Source organism: Streptomyces sp. NPDC102441 (genome assembly GCF_044765585.1).
Taxonomy (GTDB): domain Bacteria; phylum Actinomycetota; class Actinomycetes; order Streptomycetales; family Streptomycetaceae; genus Streptomyces.
Genome location: NZ_JBIWKH010000001.1, coordinates 737,921 through 756,057, shown reverse-complemented (window position 1 = coordinate 756,057; position 18,137 = coordinate 737,921). Strand labels below are relative to the sequence as shown.

The following is an 18,137-nucleotide window of genomic DNA, read 5'->3' as shown; positions in this document are numbered from 1 at the left end:
TTCGCTTACCGCGGAGGTGCGACGACGTATGCGATGTGACGCGCTGTCCTTCGATCTGGACGGGACCGTCATCGACTACTCCGTGAGTTCGATGCGGGCGCTCGAAGCGATCGGCGGACACAGGTCGGTTCTGCCGCAGTGGTACGAGGTGTCCGCCGGTTCTGAAGCCGCGCTGGACCGAGGCCTGCTGTCGGTGGAGGAGTTCGAACACGACAGGATCCGCCGGTTCCACGAGGCCTGTTACGGACGGCACCTGTCCGGATCCGAGCTGAGCGATCTCGTGGCCGTACGCCGCAGTACCGTGCTGGAATCGGTGCGTCTGTTTCCCGACGCGGTCCGCATGCTCAGGTCGATCGAGGCGCTCGGCATACGGTGTGTCGCCGTGTCGAACTCGTTCGCAGGACTGCGTGACGACATCGTCGACCGGCTCGGCCTGGCGAAGTACTTCTCGTACGTGCAGTTCTGCGGGGACGGTGCGCACCGCAAGCCCGACGGGGAGGCGTTCTCCGAAGGGCTCAGGGTCCTCGGTCTGCCGGCAGCGCGCGTCGTGCACATCGGTGACGAGTTCGACGCCGATGTCATGGGCGCCCGCAACGCCGGTCTGCAGGGCGTTCACATCAACCGTTCCGGTGTCGTGTGCTCCCATGCCGGAGTCTGCGTGCCGTCGCTCGACGTCCCGCTGGAACGGCACGCGGACGGATTCGCTGTCCGGTTCGGCCCGGACAGCGCTGCTGAAGAATCCGGGCCGGCCCGCAGCCCGGCAGGGGCGGCGTCGCCCACATCATGAAGACCTGTCACACCATCGCAAGGAGTGCCCGCAGTGAGCCCTGAACCCTCCGCCGTCTACCGTGGCGGCGACCCCGTCGCCGAGGTCCTCCGCTCCGGCTTCGCCGAGAGCTTCCACCGCGGATCCGTCGCGGTGGTCGACTCCACGGGCGCACCGGTCGCGTCGGTCGGCGACGCGGCCTCTCCGGTCTTCCCGCGCTCGGCCGTCAAGCCTGTGCTGGCCGTCGCGATGCTGCGCGCCGGGTGGAAGCCCGCCAACTCGGCCCAGCTGGCGATCTCGTCGGCCAGCCACCACGGCGAGCCGATACACCTGGAGCAGGTCGAGGCGATCCTGGCGGGCGCGGGCCTGGGCGACGACGCGCTCCAGTGCCCCCCGGACCTCCCCGGCGACCCCGCCTCCCGCCGCGCTGTCATCGCCGCCGGAGGCGAGGCACGGCGGGCCTACATGACCTGCTCGGGCAAGCACTCGGCGATGCTCGCGACGTGCGTCGCGAACGGCTGGGACACCGCGACCTACCGGGAGTTCGACCATCCGCTGCAGAAGCTGGCCGCGTCGGTGGTCGAGGAGCTGACCGGTGAGCCGATCGCGGCGACCGGCGTCGACGGATGCGGCGTGCCCGTCTTCGCGGTGAGTCTGACCGGCCTGGCACGCGCCTCGTCACGCCTGGTCGAGGCCGCCGAAGGCACCGAGGAGCGGGCGGTCGCCGACGCGATGCGCGCCCACCCGCGGCTGGTCGAGGGCACCGGCAGGACCGACGCGCGGGCGATGGAGGCCGTCCCGGGCCTGCTGGCGAAGTTCGGTGCCGAGGGCGTCCACCTGCTGGCCGCACCGGGCGCCGGGGCCGTGGCGGTGAAGATCGACGACGGCGCGGGCCGGGCCTCGATGCCGGTGGCGCTCCGCGCGTTCACCACGCTCGGCGGTCTGACGGTGCCCGAGTCGGCGAAGCGAGCCGTGGAGGACCTGATCCGTCCGGACATGTGGGGCGGCCGCTTGCGTACGCTGCTGTAGCGGTGGTCCCGACGGTCAACGGCACCCCTCACAAGAGCCCAATCCAATTGAGAGAAACGAACCTGTGAGTAATCTGCTCCCCCACACGAGGAACATCGGCCGCGCCGTCGCCGTGGAGGTCCGATGAGGTACCTGATCCTCAACCGGACCCCGCTCTCCGTGTTCCGGTTTTCGGATTGGCTCGGAACCGGCAACGAGGCAGTCCTGCTGACCGACGCCGCGGCTGTCTCACCTGACCCTCAGGAGCGCTCCGCCCAGCTCGCGGGATACGCGCATGTGGAGCTGGTCGACGACTTCCACTTCAATCCTCTGGTGGAGAGCCAGGCCGTCGCGATGCACCAGAAGTGGGGCTTCGACGGGGTCATCGCGGTGTCGGAGTTCGACCTCCTCCGGGCCGCGCGTCTGCGTGAGCTGTTCGGTGTTCCGGGTCAGGACGTCGCGAGCGCGACCGCCTTCCGCGACAAGCTCGCGATGAAGCGAATACTCTCGGCGGCCGACGTCCCGGTCGCTCCCTTCGCGCCCGTGTCGAACCTCGCCGACCTCCTCGGATTCGTCGAGGAGTACGGATTCCCCGTCGTCGTCAAGCCCCGGCGCGGTGGCGGGTCCATGGACGTGCACGTGCTGCACGACCAGCAGGACATCGAGTCCCTGCTCGCCGTCCACCGGGACCTGGGCACCGACGACGGCGCCCAGCTGCTCGCAGAGCAGTACATCGAGCACGAACTGCTGCACGTGGACGGCATCATCCTCAGCGGGGAGACCCGGGTCATGTGGCCCTCGACCCAGGGTGACAGCACCTGCCTGGACATCAAGGCGGGTCTCGCACTGCACAGCTGCCTGCTGGACGCGGACGACCCCCTGTTCGAGCCGGCACGTGAACTCACCCGTCGTGCCCTGGCCGCGCTGCCGACTCCGGAGACCTCCACGTTCCACGCCGAGATCTTCCTCGCGACGGACGGCCGCCTGGTGTTCAACGAGGTCGCCAGCCGTATGGGCGGCGGGCTGATCGAGGACGTGCTGACGCTGGGCTTCGGCCATTTCCTGCCCGAGGTCTACGTCCGCTACCTCGGCGGTAACGAGCCGCCCGGGGTTCCGGCCGCACCGGAGCGGATCGCCGGCCTCGCACTGTTCCCGCCGCGCCCCGGCACCCTCGTGGCGATTCCCGAGGAGTGCCCGGTGCCCGGCATCGTCGAGTACCGCGCGTACGCCGAGCCGGGGGCCGTACTCGAACCCGCCCGGATGAGCGTGGAGAAGATCGGGTCGGTGCTCGCCACCGGCGGTTCACGCGGCGAGGTCGAGACAGCACTGGCCGATGCCAGGACGTGGTTCGAGCAGGCCACAGTCATCCAGGCCGAAGCCGGGCGGACCTCTGATCATGATTGAGACCTTGCGCCTCGCCCGGCGTACGCCCGGCGTCCTGCTGTTGCTGACCGGCAACTTCGCTGTCGCCGTCGGCAGCAACATCGTGATTCCCTATCTCGCCATCTTCCTGACCCGGGAACAGCACCTCAGCGCGGCTGTGGTCGCCGTGGCCATCACGGTGAAGTTCTGGTCCCAGCAGGGGCTGAGCATGCTGGGCGGCTGGATCGCGGACCGTGTCGGTCCTGTCGGCGCCATGTGCGGCGGTCTGCTGGTCAGGGCCCTGTCGTACCTGCTGCTCCTGGCCGCCTCCGGACCCGTACCGGTCGTGGCCGCGTGCGCGCTCCTGGGATTCGGTGGCGCGATCTACGTGCCGGCTTCGAAGTCGGCGCTGGTGCGGCTGCTGGGATCAGGGGAACAGCTCAGGACGGTGTTCGCCCTGCGCAGTACGGCGAACAACGCGGGCAGCGCCATCGGCCCCCTGGCCGGCAGCCTCCTTCTGTTCCTCGCCGACGCCCGCGTCGGCTTCGTCGTCACCAGCGCCATCTACGTCGCCCTGGCCGTCGTCCTTCTGCGTCTGCGCAAGCTGACGGACTTCGAGGCACCGAAGGCCACGGACACCACGGCGGACACCGGCTCCGTAGGGGCCACCGCTCCCGTGGACGGGCGGAAGCTCGCCTGGGTGCTCGGCTGCGCCTTCGCCTTCGGGTTCTGCTACATCCAACTCGAGTACGCACTCCCGGTGTTCACGGGAAGCGTGCAGAGCCCGTCCCTCGTCGGCGTCCTGTTCACCATCAACGCCATCGCCGTGGTGCTGCTCCAGGTCCCGCTGAACCAGTCCACCGGAAAGATCACCAGTTCGGCACTGGTCATCTCCGGCGCGCTCCTGCTGATGGGGACCGGGTTCGCGGCCGCCTCCCTGGGGTCCGTGGCCGGTCTGGTCGCGTGCGTTCTGCTGTTCTCCGTCGGGGAGGTGCTGATCGACCCCCGGATCGACAGTGAGATCGCCACCTCGGTCCCCGCACACCGGCGCGGCATGGCGTTCGGCTTCGTCGGCACGGCGATCGCCGGAGGAGGAGCCTGCGCCAACGGCCTGGCCGCCTTGCTGGCCTCCGACCAAGGCGCCGTCGGGCAGCAGTTCTGGCTGCTCCTCGTCGCGGTGAGTGTCGGCTTCGCCGCGGTCATCTACGTCTCCTCAATGGCCATGCAGCCCCGGCTGGTGGCGAGTTCGAAGAGCCTCTGAGCGCTGGTCCGCACCCGGACGTCACCGGGTGCGGACGCTCGGGACACACACCTACGCGGCGCGGCTGTGGACACCCATGCCGCCGGAGACGAGCAGATTGTCGCCCGTTATGTAGCCGGCGCCGTCGGACGCCAGGAAGGCGACGGCTCCGGCGACGTCGGCAGGGGTGCCGACGCGGCTGAGGGGAACGCCTTCACCCCAGGAGGCGATCGTGTCCGGGGAGATGCCCAGCTTGCTGTACGCGGGTGTGTCGATCAGGCCGGGGCTCACGGCGTTGACCCGGATGCGGCGTGGGGCCAGTTCGAGGGCCAGGGAGCGCATGAGCGGCAGCAGGGCTCCCTTGGCGGCGGTCATGGCGGCGCCGAGTCCCTCGCCGGCGCCGACGGTGAACACCACGGACGCTCCTTCGTTCAGCAGGGGGAGCGCCTTTTGCAGTGTGAAGAAGTTGCCCTTGACGTTGATGTCGAACAGGGCGTCGAAGGCGGCCTCGTCGGTGGACTCGACCGGGCCCGGGCGGGAGACGCCCGCGGTGAGGTGGAGCAGGTCGAGTGACCCGAGGTGCTCGCGCGCCTGCTCCACGGCCCGGTCGATGTCGGTCATGGAGCCGGCGTCGGCCCGGACGGTGATGACGTCCTCGGGAAGACCCGAGTCACCGGTGTCGCGGAGGCCGGTGACCATCACGCGGTAACCGCGCGAGTGGAGCAGTTCCGCGGTGGCCTTGCCGATCCCGCTGGTTCCGCCGGTGATGAGTGCTGTCTTCGCTGTCACGACTGTTCTCCTCGCTGATGGCACGGGGTGCCTCCGGCCCTGTCGCCGAGGGCACCCGGCCTCACCTGTGACAGCGTACGCCAACTTGGCAGTGACTGCCAGGTCTCTGGTGAGTGCCAAGATGGCAGGCAGGGCTATGCTGACTGCATGACGCAGGGAACGCAGGGCAGCGGAGCGGCTACGCCCACGCTGTGGGACCGGACACGGCAGCTGGCCGCCCAGGAGATCCTCCGGACCGCGCTGCGCCTGTTCACGCAGCAGGGGTACGACGAGACGACCATCGCGCAGATCGCCCGCGAGGCCGGCGTCTCCCAGCGCACCCTCTTCCGCTACTTCGGTACCAAGGAAGACCTCGTCGGCGGCAGCCAGGAGCAGTTCGTCACCCTCCTGGTGGAAACCGTCCGCGAGCAGCCCGCCGACGCCGGTGCCTGGGAGGTGCTGCGTACCGCGCTCGAAGCCGCGCTCTCCCTCCATACGAGTCATGAGGAGGCGCTGGAGCGCTTCCGCCTGGTGCACCACACCGACTCGCTGCGCGCGGCCTACCTCGGGAAGCGCGTGCGCTGCCAGGAGGAGTTGCTGCCGCTGCTCGAAGCCAGGCCGGCGCCTTCGGAGACGGACAGAGGGCAGGCCCGCGCCGTCGTCGCGACAGCGTTCGCGTGCTTCGACGCCGCGACCGCGACGTGGCTCGAGGCGGACGGGCAGGGCGACCTTCTCGACCTGTACGACCGGGCCCTGGCCGCGGTGCGCGGCTGAGGGCCCCCGGCCGCCCGGCGCGCGATGCCGGGGCGTGAGCCGTCCCGCCCCGGCATCGCGACGTCACGCCCCGCGGCCGGGTCAGCGGGCCGTCCGCGGCTGCAGAACCTCGGCCATGGATCCCTCGCGCCACTGCCTCAGCAGGTCGTGGAAGGCGACGGCGCCGTGGGGGTACGCGCTCGGGGCGTTCGGCCGGCCGAGTCCCTCGCGGTTGTAGTAGCCGGGGGTGCACTCGGCGTGGAACCACTCGTGGTCGGGTGCGTCCTTGGCCAGGACCGAGATCCAGGCGTCCTCGGACGCGCGTGACGGTTCGAGGACGGCGTCCTCGGCCTCCGCCGCCGCGACGAGTGCGGCGGCGTGGACGGCCTGTTCGTCGAGGATGTGCGAGAAGTTGACGCTGCTGGCGTTGTGCAGGGATCCCATCCGGATCAGGTTGGGGAAGCCGTTGCTGGTGAAGCCGTGCAGGGTCCGCGGGCCCTCCTGTGCCATCGCGTGCAGAAGCTGGACGCCGTCCCGGCCGTGGACGGGGAGCTTGCCGGAGTGGACGCCGGAGACCCCGACGGAGAACCCCGTGGCGAAGATCAGGCAGTCGAGTTCGTACGTCTCGCCGCCGACGACGACCCCGTTCCCGGTGATGCGCTCGATGCCGTGGGTGTCCGCGGTGTCGACGAGGGAAACGTTGTCCCGGTTGAACGCCGCGTAGTACTTGTCGGAGAAGGTGGGGCGCTTGCAGGCGTACCGGTACCAGGGCTTGAGCTTCTCCGCCGTGTCGGGGTCGGTGACGGCCTGCTCGACGCGGGCACGGAGTTCGTCCATCTTCGTGGCGTCGGCCACCTCGTACGCGGCTTCGAAGTCGGGCCCGTTGTCCTCGCGGCGGAAGCTCGGCAGGAGCTTCTCCAGAAGGGCGGCCGATGAGGTCCAGCCGTCGGCGACGAGGTCCCGGTCGGCCGACTCGCCGGAGACGATGCGCAGGAAGTTCTCGCGGCGCTCCCGGGACCAGCCCTCGTGGTCCGCGCCGACGTCCTCCGCGGTCGTGCGGCGGTTGCCGCGCACGTCCACGCTGGAGGGGGTGCGCTGGAAGACGTAGACGTGCTGGGCGTCCTCGGCCAGCAACGGAATGACCTGGACGCCGGTGGCGCCGGTGCCGACGATGCCCACCCGCTTGCCGGTCAGGCCGGTCATGCCGCCGTCCGGAGTGCCGCCTGTGTAGGCGTAGTCCCAGCGCGACGTGTGGAAGGTGTGGCCCTGGAAGGTCTCGATACCGGGTATTCCGGGCAGCTTCGGATCGGACAGCGTGCCGGTGGCCGTGACGACGTACGTGGCGTGGAACGCGTCGCCGCGGTCGGTGGCCACGATCCACGTCCCGGACTCCGCGTCCCAGGTGAGTGAGGTGACCGCGGTGGAGAACAGCGCGTCCGGGTAGAGGTCGTACTTCTCGGCGATGCGCACGGCGTGGCGGCGGATCTCGTCGCCCGGTGAGTACTTCCACTCCGGCACGTACCCGGTCTCGTCGAGCATCGGCAGATAGATGTGCGACTCGACGTCGCAGTGGACGCCCGGATAGCGGTTCCAGTACCAGGTGCCCCCGAAGTCACCGCCCTTCTCGACGATCCGGACACGCTCCACGCCCTGCTGACGCATCCGCGCACCGGTGAGGATCCCGCCGAAACCGCCACCGATCACAGCGACGTCGACGGTGTCGTGCAGCGCCTCGCGTCCGGTCGGCCCCTCCACGTACGGGTCGGCGGCGTAGTAGCCGAACTCCGCTTCGGTGTCGCGGTACTGGCGCGCTCCGTCGGGCCGTACGCGCCGCTCCCGCTCCTGCTGGTAGCGCTGCCTCAGCGAGGCGAGTCCGTCGGGGATCGACGCTTGGGTGGTCGTCATGTGGGGGTCTCACTCCAATCGGTCGGCCGCCCGGACTGAACGGCCATCAGTTACCGTAGCAATGACCGGACATCGTTGTCCGGTTGGCTGTGCGGGAGGGTCAGGACGCCCGCACGGGAACCCCCGCGCCCCGGCCCGAGCCCCTGAACCCCTCGGCCGGCGGCACACCCCCGCACCTCGCTGACAGGAAGTGTGATCCCCCCCATGCGACGATCTCCGGCCCGTTCCCTCGCCGTGCTCGCCACCGCGGGCGCCCTCGCCCTCACCGGATGCGGTACGGAAAATGCCGGCTCAGCCGGCGGCGGGGCCGCCGCCTCCACGGACAGGACCATCCGCGCCCACCAGGTCATGCAGTTGACGAAGGTGCACGAAGAGACCGGGATGACCCTGCTGGAGGGCCCGACCTTCGGTGAGAACGGCGACCTGTTCGTCGTCGACGTCACGGCACCCGCCGGAGACCCCAAGGTGATGAGTGTCGATGTGAAGGAGAAGAAGTCGCGGGCGGTCCACACGGACGACCGGGGGGCTTACACCTCCGCACAGTTCAGCCCGCACGACGGACGGCTCTACCTCACCGACTACGCCCACGGCGAGGTCGTCAGCCTGGCCCCCGACGGCAGCGACCGGCGGACCTTCTTCTCCGGCACGGTGGACGGCGCGCAGATGAACCCCGATGACATCGCCTTCGACGAGGAGGGCAACCTGTACGTCAGCGACTCACGCAGCCTGTCCGTGGGAGACGCGCACGGCCGTGTGGTGCGCATCGACCGCGACGGCGAGAAGGCCACCGTGGTGGCCGACGGGCTGGCAGCGACGAACGGAATCTCGTTCGACGCGGACTACCGGGGACTGTGGGTCAGCGAGCTCACGCAGAACCGGATCTCGTACCTCGGTCTCGACGGAGAAGGAGCGGTGACCTCCCGGCACGTCGCCATCCGGGTGGACGGCGGGATCGCCCAGACCGACTCGATCGCCGTGGACGCGGACGGCAACCTCTACCAGGCGCTGCACGGCCGGGCCGCGATGGCCGTGTACGACAAGCACGGTGAGCGACTGGCGACGGTCGAGGTCCCGGCCAAGGGCCTGGAGTCGGCGACGAACGTGGCGATCACCCCCGGCGGGAAGAAGGCCTACATGACCGTCAGCGGCCCCGCCGGCGGGTACATCTACACCTTCGACGCACTGGCAGAGGGGATCCGGCAGTCCAACGGCGGCTGACGGCCCCGCCCTCAGGCGTCGAAAGGCCGCACTGTCCCCACCTCGACGCCGAGCAGCCGCCAGGCCGCCATGGCGCGGCGCTCCCGCGCCTCACGCTCGGGACCGCCGGCGGCGCCGGAGACCATGGCGACGGCGAGCATGAGGTCGTTCGCCGCCCCCAGCCGATGGCCGTCCGGCAGGCGTTCCCGCAGGGCACGCTCGACGCGGTCCGAGAGGGCCAGGGCGTGCGCGAGAGCCTCCGAGTGGTCGACGGACCCGCGCATGTGCAGCAGGCCGAGGAATGCCGCCGACTCCTTGAGGTGCCAGGTCAGTACGCCGAGGATGTCGGCGAACGACATGTCCTCGGCCGCAGCGGCCTGCTCGATCTGCCGCACGTTCTCCTCCAGGACCGCGGTCGCGAGGGCGTCCCGGTCAGGGAAGTGCCGGTACAGAACGCCCTGCCCGACCCCGGCCCGACGTGCGATCGCGGAGAGCGGGGCGTCCAGTCCCTGTGCCGCGTAGATCTCCCGGGCGGCCACGATCAGAGCGGCACGGTTACGGGCGGCGGCCTTCGGGCCGCCGTTCGCGGGTCGCCTTACGTCCGGCAAAAGGGGCTGGGTCATCCCGAAAGGGTACCGGCCGGCCCCGCAGGCGGACCCGGGCGGCGCCTACGGGGAACCACGAGCGCGCTACCTTCGTGAGCGAGTGGCTGTTCCCGTCGCTCGCAGGATCTGCGCGGTGTACGGGTTGAGCTCGACCGCTTCGTCCTCGCCGACGACGACCGTCCCCCCGATGTAGGCCAGGTGCTGTCCGAAGGCGTAGTTGGGCTCGAAGGCGAAGGTCATTCCCGGGCGGAGTTCCAGGTCCCCGTTGATGGTGGGATGGTCCGCCTCCGGAGGGTAGGCCCCGGCGCCGGGAATCCTCCGGCCGGCGTCGGCGGGGAAGCCGCTGAGCGTGATCGCCGGGTTGAGCGCGTGCACCGCAGGGCCGAACTCCCAGCCGTCGGCCGCGTCCAGCGGTCTGCGCATGGCGTCGACGACGTCGCCGAACGTCCGCCCGGGGCGCAGCGCCTCCAGGCCCGCGTCGTAGGCCGCGCGAGCGACGACGGCGGCGCGCAGCAGATCCTCGTGCGGCTCACCGACGGTGATCGTCGCCTGGTGCTGTGTGTGGCGTCCGCCGAAGTTGCAGAACACCTCGGCGGAGATGATGTCGCCGTCCCGCAGGATGCGGGGGGCCTGCGGACGGTACGCCCACTGCGGCAGCCCCGACGCGAGCGGGGCGGGGCCCGACCAGAAGTGCATGGCCGCCGGAACGGTTCCGCGCGCGTACCCCGCCGACATGCCCGCCGCGTACACCTCGCTCTCGGGGACACCGGCGGCGGCGGTGGCGGCCATGGCCGCCACCATGGCGTCGCCGATGCCCGCCGAGTGGCGTACGACGGCGACCTCCTCGGGGCCCAGCGGCATGATGAGCCGTGACAGGGCCATGGCCACCGGCTTGAACTCGGCCTCGGGGAACTCCTCCAGGATCTTGCTCCACAGCCCGTGGGGCACGATGCCCTCGGGATGCCAGGGCGGATAGATCTCCAGGCCGACGACGCCGACGGTGCTCCTGGACAGGCCGAGTTCATGCAGCGTGGCCGCGACCGCCCGGGAGTCGCGGCGCTGCGACCGGATGCTCCGGGGCGGGATCCACATGGTGTCGCCTCTGCGCATGGACTCCAGATGGTCCCTGGCGAACATCTCCATGGGAAGAGCACGACCGGTTCGCCGTCCCGCGGGAGGACGACCGTCGTCCCGGCCCTGCCGTTGGTGAACCACGTGTCATAGGCGAACGGCGCCGGGCCGGCGTCCTCGTGCTCCCCGAAGACGAGCAGCGCGTCGAGACCTTCGCGCTCCATGAACGCGCGTGCCAGGTCCCAGCGGCGGTCGCGCTCCGCCATCGAGAAGGACGGGACCACTGCATCACTCATGTCGTTCTCCTCAGGGGTGTCGGCTGAGCCTGCGGAAGGAGGCGCCGGCCAGGGGCGAGCGGCGCCGGGCGTGCCCTCACCAGGGGAGGGAGCCGTCGCGGTCGCGGTACTGCCCTGTCCCTCCGGGCGAGGTGGTCGCCAGCTCGACGATGACGTCGGTGCCCTCGGTGACGGTCTGGGTGCCCTTGTGGCCGTTGAGGTCGGTGGCGGTGAAGCCGGGGTCGGCGAGGTTGAGGCGGATCCCCGGGAGGGCCTTGGCGTACTGGGTGGTGATCATGTTGAGGGCGGCCTTGGACGGCGGGTACATCAGGTGGGGGAAGGTCGACTCCTTCCGCTCGGGGTCGGAGGTGATCGTCAGCGATCCGGCGCCGCTGGAGACCATCACGACCCGTGGGTCGTGCCCGGCGCGCAGCAGTGGCAGGAACGCGTGCGTCACGCGGACCGGGCCGACCACGTTGACCTCCAGGACCGGGACGAGGTGCTGGGGCAGGGTCTCCTCGGGCCCGACGAGCTCGCCGGTGATGCCGGCGTTGTTGATCAGGACGTCGAGCCGGCCGGTGATCCCGCTCACCGTCAGGACTGCGGCGGCGACCGACTCGTCGGAGGTGACGTCCAGCGGGACGAAGGTCACGTCCGCGCCGTCGGCGGCGAGCTGCTCGCTCGCCCTGAGGCCTCGGGCCTCGTCGCGGGCACCGAGGAAGACGCGCCAGCCGAGTGCGCCCAGACGGCGGGCCGTCTCGTAGCCGAGGCCCTTGTTGCCGCCGGTGATCAAAGCGGTGGTCGTGTTGCTGGAGGGGCTGTGTGACTCGCTCATGCCCCGACGATGACCCCCCGGGCGGAACCTATCCAGAGAGGGCTGAGACTGGGAGCGGGCGTCCCTGGATGGCGGCACCGGGCGGGTGGACAATCGGCGTATGGACCGTCTCGAACTCGCCCGCGTCCTCAAGGCCGCGCGGGCACGCATCGTGCCCGAGGAGGTCGGCCTGCCTGCCGGTCCGCGACGCCGGGTGGCCGGGCTGCGTCGCGAGGAGGTGGCCCAGCTCGCCGGGCTGAGCGTCGATTACGTCGTCCGCCTGGAGCAGGGCCGGGGGCCCAGGCCGTCCGCCCAGGTTCTGACGGCCCTGACCCAGGCGCTCCGGCTGGAGACCGACGAACGCGACCAGGTCTTCCGCCTCGCCGGCAGTGCCCCGCCGCTCGCCGGCCGGGTCGAGATGTCGGTCCGGCCGAGCGTGCTGCGTCTGCTCGGACGGCTGACCGACCTGCCGGCACTCGTGCTGTCGGCCAGGAGCGACGTACTGGCGCACAATCCCATGGCCGACGCGCTCCTCGGGGACCTGAGCCGCTGGACCGGGCGGCAGCGCAACATCATCTGGCAGCGGTTCCTCGGCACCGCCCGCACCCGCGTGGCGCTCGCCCCCGACGAGGACGAGGCGACGGCCCAGCAGGCGGTCGGGACGCTGCGCACCGCGCTCTCCCGCTACCCGGACGACCCGGACCTGCGCTCGCTGGTCGATGAACTGCTCGCCGGCAGCGAGCGGTTCCGGGCCATGTGGGAGGAGGGGCTCTCCGCGGTGCGGCGGTCGATGCCCAAGACGGTCGACCATCCCGACCTCGGGAAGCTCGTCCTGGACTGCGACACCCTGATGCTGCCGGACACCGACCAGTCGATGATCGTCTACTCGGCGGCGGCCGGCACGCGCGAGGCCTCGGCCCTGGACCTGCTGCGCGTCACCGGCACCGAACGGATGCGGGTGAGCGGCTAACGGGCCCTCACCCGCGAGCCCAGGAAGTTCAGGAGCGCGTCGTTGAAGGCCTCGGGCTGCTCGGCGCCGGGGAGGTGCCCCGCCTGCTCGATGACGACGAGGTCGGCGGACGGGATCAGGCCGCGCAGGGTCTCGGCGTCGCTCAACGGGGTGTAGGCGTCGTCGGCGCCGACCACGACGAGCGCGGGGACCGTGGCCCGGGCGAGGGTGTCACGGTAGTCGGGCCGCTCGGCCCTTCCGCGCAGTGCCGCCGCGGCCCCTTCCGGGGAGGTGCCGCGCATCATGGCCAGGACGTGCCCGGCGACGTCCGGGAGGGCCGTGACGTTGTACGAGGCGATCATCTTGTCGATCACTTCGTCCGCGTAGCCGCCCATGCCCTCCGCGACGATCCTGTCTGCCAGGGCGACACGGTAGGCCTTGCCCTCGTCGGTCTCGGCCTCCATGGAGGTGTCGGACAGGACGAGCCCGAGCACCCGGTGGGGGCGGGTCCGCTGGAACTCCATCGTGATCTGACCGCCCATCGAGACCCCGCCGATGACCACCTGTTCCAGGCCGATCGTGTCGAGGAGCGCGGCGATGTCGTCGGCGAAGTCGGAGAGCAGGGTCCTGCCCGGCACGACCTCACTGGCCCCGTAGCCGCGCAGATCCGGCGTCACGACCCGGTACCCGGCTGCCGTGAGTGCGGTGACCTGAGGGGCCCACAAGGTGCGGTCGAACGGATGGCCGTGCACGAGCACCACGGGTATGCCGTCCGACGGCCCCTGGTCGTCGTAGTGGATGGACACGCCGTTGACCACTGTCTTGATCATGCGGGGCACTGTAGTGGCCACGATGCGGCCGGTACGGGAGTAGTGGCGCGAGGAGGTTCGTCGACCGCCGCTTGGTTACAAACTGTCAAGGGCGCCGGGCAGGTTGTTACTTTTATTGGACGCTTGATAAACTGCGTCCAATGAAAGTATCGCCGAGTCTGCTCCCTATTCTCCGATCCCGCACGCAAGGCGAGCTCCTTGCGACTGTGCTCCTGCATCCGGAGCGCGAATACAGCATCACCGAGCTCGCCACTGGCATAGGGGTGACGCCCACAACCGTCCTGCGTGAGGTCGAGCGGTTGGTCGACGGTGGCATCCTGACGGACCGCCGCGTGGGGCGCAGCCGCCTCGTCAGGGCCTGTACGGATACCCCGCTGTATCGTCCACTGAGCGATCTCATGTCCGTCTCCTTCGGTCCTGTGCCCCTGCTCACCGAAGGCCTGGCAGGGCTCGAAGGCGTTGAGCGCGCTTATATCTACGGGTCTTGGGCCGCTCGGTACAACGACGAGCCGGGGCCGCCGCCCGCTGACGTGGATGTCCTCGTTGTGGGTGTTCCCGACGCTGACGCGCTCTTCGACCTTGCCGACGAGGTGTCCCGACGGCTGGGGCGTGAGGTCAACGTCCACAGGATCTCCGCCGAGGCGTGGGAGGGGGGATCCGACGACCCGTTCCTCACCAGCGTTCGTGAACGTCCGTTGGTCCAGCTGAACCTTGAACCGGAGGCGCGGTGATGCGCTGGAATCAAGGGCGCTCCGCAGTCGACGCACTCATCGGCAGTGGCGCACTTGAACGCGTACCAGCTTCTCGGCAGGCCGCTGAGAGGGAACTGGTCCGGGCGCGTACGCATGTCGGATCTGCGCGGCAGTTGGCGGCGACCGACCCGGAGGGCGCATACACGCTGTCCTATGATGCCGCGCGTCGAGCGATGGCTGCGGTGTTGCAGAACCAGGGGCTGCGCGCTACCAGCCGTGGTGGCCACACTGTCATCTCCGAGGCCGTGCGAGCACAGCTCGACCCGCCGCTCGGGTCGATACTGCGCCCCTTCAACCGCATGCGCGCCCGGCGCAACGAAATTGAGTATCGGTCGTCGGAGGCCCCCACTGTGTCTCCGGAGGAGGTGGTGTCTGACTTGACCAAGGTGGAGGCACTCATCGAGCTCGCGGAGAAGGCGATTCCGAACATGCCGCGCTATTGACGTCCTGATCGTCTGGCTGGCATTCGTGCCCAAGGCCCCTATGCCCCGCGGCCTGGCCGGCATCGGGGCATACGGGCTCGGCGTCGGCTCAGGTCGACAGCGTGGAGGCGGAGCCGAGCCCGGCGACACCCAGCCCGTCGAAGCTGACGGCGCCCGAGAATCCGGCGGAGAGCGAGGAGAGCGGCGTCTCCAGGGCGATGTCGCCGGCCAGGCCGGCCGAGACGCCACCGGACACGTTGTCCAGGTCCGCGTCGGAGATTTCCTGAGCCTGTATCTGGGGAGCGGAGCTCATGAGGTGAATTCCCTTCACGTTTCATTCCGAATGGCTCGGGCCAACTCCGTCAGGAATGAAGACCCTTGCCGCATTCACGGGTGTGGGGACACCCGTGGTGTGGAGGATGAAAGCACGTGAGTGCGGCGCGGGGCCACCCCTCGCTCTACCCCTCGTCGCGCTTTTCCACATCGAAAAGCCGGTGCGGTCACATCGGTTCGTGGACCGGTACGTTTTCTTCACTCGACGATCGACGGAATTTCCGTCAGCCGAATCCTGAATACGCCGCGAACGGGGCATTCTTCGCGGGAGTTCGCTCCACGCCCCGGGGGCCCGCCGGAGGCGGCGGACCACCTGCGTGCGCGGTGTGGAGATCCGCCGCAGACGGGCCGGGAGGTCAGGGCCGGACCGGTGTGCCGGGGCTGATCTCGTACGCCTTCTGTACGAGGGCAGGGCGGCGGCCGTCGTTGAGCTGCCGGTCCCACTGGGCGTCCATCTGCTCGCGGGCCTGCGGTTCCATCTCGGTGGGGAGCAGATGCCGGTACCGGCGGTCCTCGCCGAGGAGGGCCTGGACGGTGCGGCGGTAGACGGGTTCGGGGTCGTACTGCTCGTGCGGGAAGGCGAGTGCGGAGTAGTCGTAGAGACGGCCGGCGGGATCGTCGCGCCATTCCTTCCACGTTTCGAACATGGTGTCGTTGAAACCCGTGAGGAAGGGGCCCGGGTTGATCGTCGCCACCGTGACCCCGAACTCCGCGAGTTCCTGGTCCAGCGCGTCGGCGAATGCCTCCACCGCGTGCTTGGAGCCCGCGTAGGCACCGGTGAACGGGTCGACGGTGAGGCCGGCGACCGAGGACATGAACACGATCCGTCCACTGCGGCGGGCCGCCATCCGGCGGGCGATGCCCTGGGTGAGCAGAACAGTCCCGAAGACGTTCACCTCGAACTGGCGGCGCAGCCGGTCCTCGGGAATGTCGGCTGTCGCGCCGCCCTCGGAGACGCCGGCGTTGTTGAGGAGGACGTCCACATCCCAGGACCAGGCGTTCTCCCGGTCGCCGGGGTCGGTCACGTCCAGCTTCTCGACCCGCACCTCGACACCTCGTTCGCGGGCGTCTGCGCGTACCGAGCTGACCTGGGCGATGATCTCCACCCCCGCGATCACCTCGTGCCCGGCCGCAGCGAGCCGCAGCGCCACTTCCTTGCCGAAGCCGCTGCCCGCGCCGGTGATGAGAATCGGTCCCGCCATGTCGTCACACCTTTCCGTGCCTCTGGCCAGCTCGTACCGCCGCACCCTATGCACGGGGGGCGGACATTTCGGTCACCTGTCAGTTGTGGTTGAGCTGGTCGTGCCGGAAACCGTTCACACGGGTGCGGTGGCCAGGACGGCCCAGACGGTTTTGCCCGGCGCGCCCTCCCGCGCGGTGGTGCCCCACTCCTCGGCGAGGGCGGCGACCAGCATCAGCCCTCGTCCCGTCTCCGCGTCGGCGGGCAGACCGGTGGAGGGTGCCGGCAACCGCTCGCCCCGGGTGTCGCCGATCTCCACTCGCAGCCGTCCCCCTCCCGCCCGGCTCAACCGGAGCAGTGCGTCCCGGCCCGGTACCAGCCCGTGCGTGACCGCGTTGGCGGCCAGTTCTCCGACGACCAGGCTCACCGTGTCGTTCACCTCGGAGCCGTAGCGGAAGCCCCACTCGTGCACGCGGTGGGAGGCCAGCCGCCGGGCGAGGCGGGCGCCGCGCGGGGTGGAGGAGAAGCGGAGTTCGAAGGTGTCCGCAGGGTGCGGCGCGGTGCGGCCGGGGATCGTCATGGGGCAAAGATCCCGTCCCGTGCACCGCTCTCACCAGCACCGACGGCCGTACGAGCGGGGTCTGTCAGGGCCGTGCCGGATTCTGACGGGGCTGTACGGGCGTGCCGTCACCCGTGGGACGGACATCAAGGCGAAACCGTCTCCCGGCACGACGGGCGGTCATAGCTTGCTGTCACTGCGTGCCGACCCAGGGAGTGAGGAAGCATGGACGTTGCGGTGGCCGGTGCCGTCGAGGGCTCCGCGGACCCGGGGAGCGGGTTCCTGCGCTGCTTCGGCCAACAGGTGAAGCTCCTGCGCGAGGCCGCGGGGCTCACCCAGGCTGAGCTCGGCGCGAGCGTCGGATACGGCGAGGCCCACATCGCCTCGGTGGAACAGGGACGCCGCATCCCCAAGCCGGAGATGGTGGACGCGATGGACCGGGTTCTGGGCGGGCGCGGGGTGCTGGTGGCCATGAAGGGGGAGGTGGAGCGGGCGCGGTATCCGTCGTTCTTCCGGGAGTTCGTACGGCTCGAAGCCGAGGCGCACGAACTTCACGCGTACGACGCGCAGGTGGTGAACGGGCTTCTCCATCGCGAGGAGTACGCCCGTGCCGTATTCGCCATGTGGCGCCCCCTGCTTGACGAGGAAACCATCGAGCAGCGGCTGGCCGCCAGGCTGGACCGCCAGAGGATTCTCTCCAAGCGCCCGGCTCCGCTGCTCAGCTTCGTCATCGAGGAGTCGGTTGTACGACGGCCGCTCGGAGGTGCCGCCGTGCTGCGTAGTCAGCTTGAACAGCTACTGATCGTCGGTCATCAGCGGCACGTCGAGATTCAGATCATGCCGACGGACAGGGACGAACACGCAGGCCTGTCCGGGCCCTTCACGTTGATCCTCGCCAAGAACCGGCGGAGGATGAGCTACGTGGAGGCGCAGAGCCGAGGAGTCGTACGCTCGGAGCCCGCAGAGGTTCAGGTGCTGGAATCCACCTACGGCGTCCTGCGGGCCCAGGCTCTGACTCCGAAGGAGTCGTTGGCGCGGATCGAGAAACTCTTGGGAGAGCTGTGAACAAGAACGCCGACGGGGCAGCAGGGCTGACCTGGATGAAGAGCAGTCACAGTGCCGGGGACGGCGGGCAGTGTGTGGAGGTGGCGGCCGCGAGCGTGTCCGTATACGTACGCGACTCCAAGCAGGCCGAAGGCCCCGTCCTGCACGTCGGAGCCGGCCAGTGGACGACGTTCGTGCGGATGGCCGCGCGCGGCTGACGTACGACACGATGCCCCGGCCACCTGCGGCCGGGGCACGTCACGGCATCCTGAGCATCGCTCGAATCCCGGACCTCGGAACCCGA

Annotated in this window: 20 protein-coding genes; 11 read left to right on the top strand and 9 right to left on the bottom strand. The window is 69.9% G+C overall.

Annotated features, from left to right (window positions below):
* Positions 1 to 28: 28 nt before the first annotated feature.
* The 4 genes from ACIREO_RS03505 to ACIREO_RS03490 all read left to right on the top strand — a co-directional run bounded on the left by ACIREO_RS03505 (position 29) and on the right by ACIREO_RS03490 (position 4,397).
* Positions 29 to 787, top strand: a complete 759-nt coding sequence (locus ACIREO_RS03505) for an HAD family hydrolase (protein WP_404104378.1) — start codon at positions 29 to 31, stop codon at positions 785 to 787.
* A gap of 33 nt (positions 788 to 820) precedes the next feature.
* Positions 821 to 1,795 carry an asparaginase gene (locus ACIREO_RS03500; protein WP_404104375.1) on the top strand — a complete coding sequence of 325 codons (975 nt, stop codon included), beginning with the start codon at positions 821 to 823 and terminating at the stop codon, positions 1,793 to 1,795.
* A 123-nt stretch (positions 1,796 to 1,918) separates the two neighbouring features.
* Entirely contained in the window at positions 1,919 to 3,178 is a 1,260-nt protein-coding gene (locus tag ACIREO_RS03495; protein ID WP_404104373.1) for an ATP-grasp domain-containing protein, read from the top strand.
* Complete coding sequence (locus ACIREO_RS03490; protein WP_404104370.1) at positions 3,171 to 4,397, top strand: MFS transporter; 1,227 nt, start codon at positions 3,171 to 3,173, stop codon at positions 4,395 to 4,397. The genes ACIREO_RS03495 and ACIREO_RS03490 overlap by 8 nt, the downstream gene beginning before the upstream one ends.
* Positions 4,398 to 4,448: 51 nt before the next feature.
* Here ACIREO_RS03490 and ACIREO_RS03485 read toward each other — a convergent pair whose 3' ends face one another.
* Positions 4,449 to 5,165, bottom strand: coding sequence for an SDR family NAD(P)-dependent oxidoreductase (locus ACIREO_RS03485; protein ID WP_404104367.1), 717 nt, complete (start codon positions 5,163 to 5,165; stop codon positions 4,449 to 4,451).
* Positions 5,166 to 5,312: 147 nt separating this feature from the next.
* Here ACIREO_RS03485 and ACIREO_RS03480 point away from each other — a divergent pair, with 147 nt between their 5' ends.
* The gene (locus tag ACIREO_RS03480; RefSeq protein WP_404104365.1) at positions 5,313 to 5,918 is read left to right on the top strand and encodes a TetR/AcrR family transcriptional regulator; all 606 of its coding nucleotides are present in this window, start codon (positions 5,313 to 5,315) and stop codon (positions 5,916 to 5,918) included.
* Positions 5,919 to 5,999: 81 nt separating this feature from the next.
* Here the strand turns inward: ACIREO_RS03480 and ACIREO_RS03475 are convergent, their stop codons facing one another.
* On the bottom strand, positions 6,000 to 7,802 hold the full coding sequence (locus ACIREO_RS03475) for a flavin-containing monooxygenase (RefSeq protein ID WP_404104362.1): 1,803 nt from the start codon (positions 7,800 to 7,802) through the stop codon (positions 6,000 to 6,002).
* 204 nt (positions 7,803 to 8,006) lie between these two features.
* Between ACIREO_RS03475 and ACIREO_RS03470 the strand changes: the two genes are divergently transcribed.
* On the top strand, positions 8,007 to 9,020 hold the full coding sequence (locus tag ACIREO_RS03470) for an SMP-30/gluconolactonase/LRE family protein (RefSeq protein ID WP_404104359.1): 1,014 nt from the start codon (positions 8,007 to 8,009) through the stop codon (positions 9,018 to 9,020).
* Positions 9,021 to 9,031: 11 nt separating this feature from the next.
* Here ACIREO_RS03470 and ACIREO_RS03465 read toward each other — a convergent pair whose 3' ends face one another.
* From ACIREO_RS03465 to ACIREO_RS03455, 3 genes are all read right to left on the bottom strand, one after another.
* Positions 9,032 to 9,622 carry a TetR/AcrR family transcriptional regulator gene (locus ACIREO_RS03465; RefSeq protein WP_404104356.1) on the bottom strand — a complete coding sequence of 197 codons (591 nt, stop codon included), beginning with the start codon at positions 9,620 to 9,622 and terminating at the stop codon, positions 9,032 to 9,034.
* Between the two features lie 66 nt (positions 9,623 to 9,688).
* Positions 9,689 to 10,747: a M24 family metallopeptidase gene (locus ACIREO_RS03460; RefSeq protein ID WP_404104354.1), complete on the bottom strand. Its 1,059-nt coding sequence runs from the start codon at positions 10,745 to 10,747 to the stop codon at positions 9,689 to 9,691.
* A gap of 300 nt (positions 10,748 to 11,047) precedes the next feature.
* Positions 11,048 to 11,785, bottom strand: coding sequence for an SDR family NAD(P)-dependent oxidoreductase (locus tag ACIREO_RS03455; RefSeq protein WP_404104351.1), 738 nt, complete (start codon positions 11,783 to 11,785; stop codon positions 11,048 to 11,050).
* Between the two features lie 100 nt (positions 11,786 to 11,885).
* Here ACIREO_RS03455 and ACIREO_RS03450 point away from each other — a divergent pair, with 100 nt between their 5' ends.
* Positions 11,886 to 12,734, top strand: coding sequence for a helix-turn-helix transcriptional regulator (locus tag ACIREO_RS03450; protein WP_404104348.1), 849 nt, complete (start codon positions 11,886 to 11,888; stop codon positions 12,732 to 12,734).
* Here the strand turns inward: ACIREO_RS03450 and ACIREO_RS03445 are convergent.
* The gene (locus tag ACIREO_RS03445) at positions 12,731 to 13,543 is read right to left on the bottom strand and encodes an alpha/beta fold hydrolase (RefSeq protein ID WP_404104345.1); all 813 of its coding nucleotides are present in this window, start codon (positions 13,541 to 13,543) and stop codon (positions 12,731 to 12,733) included. The genes ACIREO_RS03450 and ACIREO_RS03445 overlap by 4 nt on opposite strands.
* Positions 13,544 to 13,683: 140 nt before the next feature.
* On the opposite strand from ACIREO_RS03445, the gene ACIREO_RS03440 reads away from it, so the two are divergent.
* Both ACIREO_RS03440 and ACIREO_RS03435 read left to right on the top strand, forming a co-directional pair.
* Entirely contained in the window at positions 13,684 to 14,274 is a 591-nt protein-coding gene (locus ACIREO_RS03440; protein ID WP_404104342.1) for an ArsR family transcriptional regulator, read from the top strand.
* 134 nt (positions 14,275 to 14,408) lie between these two features.
* Positions 14,409 to 14,738: a hypothetical protein gene (locus tag ACIREO_RS03435; protein ID WP_404104339.1), complete on the top strand. Its 330-nt coding sequence runs from the start codon at positions 14,409 to 14,411 to the stop codon at positions 14,736 to 14,738.
* A gap of 88 nt (positions 14,739 to 14,826) precedes the next feature.
* Here ACIREO_RS03435 and ACIREO_RS03430 read toward each other — a convergent pair whose 3' ends face one another.
* The 3 genes from ACIREO_RS03430 to ACIREO_RS03420 form a co-directional block, all read right to left on the bottom strand.
* Complete coding sequence (locus ACIREO_RS03430; RefSeq protein ID WP_404104337.1) at positions 14,827 to 15,030, bottom strand: hypothetical protein; 204 nt, start codon at positions 15,028 to 15,030, stop codon at positions 14,827 to 14,829.
* A 376-nt stretch (positions 15,031 to 15,406) separates the two neighbouring features.
* A complete protein-coding gene (locus ACIREO_RS03425) occupies positions 15,407 to 16,252 on the bottom strand; it encodes an SDR family oxidoreductase (RefSeq protein ID WP_404104334.1) in 846 nt (281 codons plus the stop codon).
* Positions 16,253 to 16,366: 114 nt separating this feature from the next.
* Positions 16,367 to 16,810, bottom strand: a complete 444-nt coding sequence (locus tag ACIREO_RS03420) for an ATP-binding protein (RefSeq protein ID WP_404104331.1) — start codon at positions 16,808 to 16,810, stop codon at positions 16,367 to 16,369.
* A gap of 204 nt (positions 16,811 to 17,014) precedes the next feature.
* Between ACIREO_RS03420 and ACIREO_RS03415 the strand changes: the two genes are divergently transcribed.
* On the top strand, positions 17,015 to 17,854 hold the full coding sequence (locus tag ACIREO_RS03415) for a Scr1 family TA system antitoxin-like transcriptional regulator (protein WP_404104328.1): 840 nt from the start codon (positions 17,015 to 17,017) through the stop codon (positions 17,852 to 17,854).
* Positions 17,851 to 18,051, top strand: coding sequence for a DUF397 domain-containing protein (locus ACIREO_RS03410; RefSeq protein ID WP_404104325.1), 201 nt, complete (start codon positions 17,851 to 17,853; stop codon positions 18,049 to 18,051). The genes ACIREO_RS03415 and ACIREO_RS03410 overlap by 4 nt, the downstream gene beginning before the upstream one ends.
* Positions 18,052 to 18,137: the final 86 nt, after the last annotated feature.

Coding starts and splice junctions, on each gene's coding strand:
- ACIREO_RS03420 (WP_404104331.1), bottom strand. CDS start 16,810: ATGACGATCCCCGGCCGCACCGCGCCGCACCCTGCGGACACCTTCGAA.
- ACIREO_RS03450 (WP_404104348.1), top strand. CDS start 11,886: ATGGACCGTCTCGAACTCGCCCGCGTCCTCAAGGCCGCGCGGGCACGC.
- ACIREO_RS03490 (WP_404104370.1), top strand. CDS start 3,171: ATGATTGAGACCTTGCGCCTCGCCCGGCGTACGCCCGGCGTCCTGCTG.
- ACIREO_RS03495 (WP_404104373.1), top strand. CDS start 1,919: ATGAGGTACCTGATCCTCAACCGGACCCCGCTCTCCGTGTTCCGGTTT.
- ACIREO_RS03445 (WP_404104345.1), bottom strand. CDS start 13,543: ATGATCAAGACAGTGGTCAACGGCGTGTCCATCCACTACGACGACCAG.
- ACIREO_RS03465 (WP_404104356.1), bottom strand. CDS start 9,622: ATGACCCAGCCCCTTTTGCCGGACGTAAGGCGACCCGCGAACGGCGGC.
- ACIREO_RS03475 (WP_404104362.1), bottom strand. CDS start 7,802: ATGACGACCACCCAAGCGTCGATCCCCGACGGACTCGCCTCGCTGAGG.
- ACIREO_RS03430 (WP_404104337.1), bottom strand. CDS start 15,030: ATGAGCTCCGCTCCCCAGATACAGGCTCAGGAAATCTCCGACGCGGAC.
- ACIREO_RS03425 (WP_404104334.1), bottom strand. CDS start 16,252: ATGGCGGGACCGATTCTCATCACCGGCGCGGGCAGCGGCTTCGGCAAG.
- ACIREO_RS03415 (WP_404104328.1), top strand. CDS start 17,015: ATGGACGTTGCGGTGGCCGGTGCCGTCGAGGGCTCCGCGGACCCGGGG.
- ACIREO_RS03440 (WP_404104342.1), top strand. CDS start 13,684: ATGAAAGTATCGCCGAGTCTGCTCCCTATTCTCCGATCCCGCACGCAA.
- ACIREO_RS03455 (WP_404104351.1), bottom strand. CDS start 11,785: ATGAGCGAGTCACACAGCCCCTCCAGCAACACGACCACCGCTTTGATC.
- ACIREO_RS03470 (WP_404104359.1), top strand. CDS start 8,007: ATGCGACGATCTCCGGCCCGTTCCCTCGCCGTGCTCGCCACCGCGGGC.
- ACIREO_RS03460 (WP_404104354.1), bottom strand. CDS start 10,747: ATGGAGATGTTCGCCAGGGACCATCTGGAGTCCATGCGCAGAGGCGAC.
- ACIREO_RS03505 (WP_404104378.1), top strand. CDS start 29: ATGCGATGTGACGCGCTGTCCTTCGATCTGGACGGGACCGTCATCGAC.
- ACIREO_RS03480 (WP_404104365.1), top strand. CDS start 5,313: ATGACGCAGGGAACGCAGGGCAGCGGAGCGGCTACGCCCACGCTGTGG.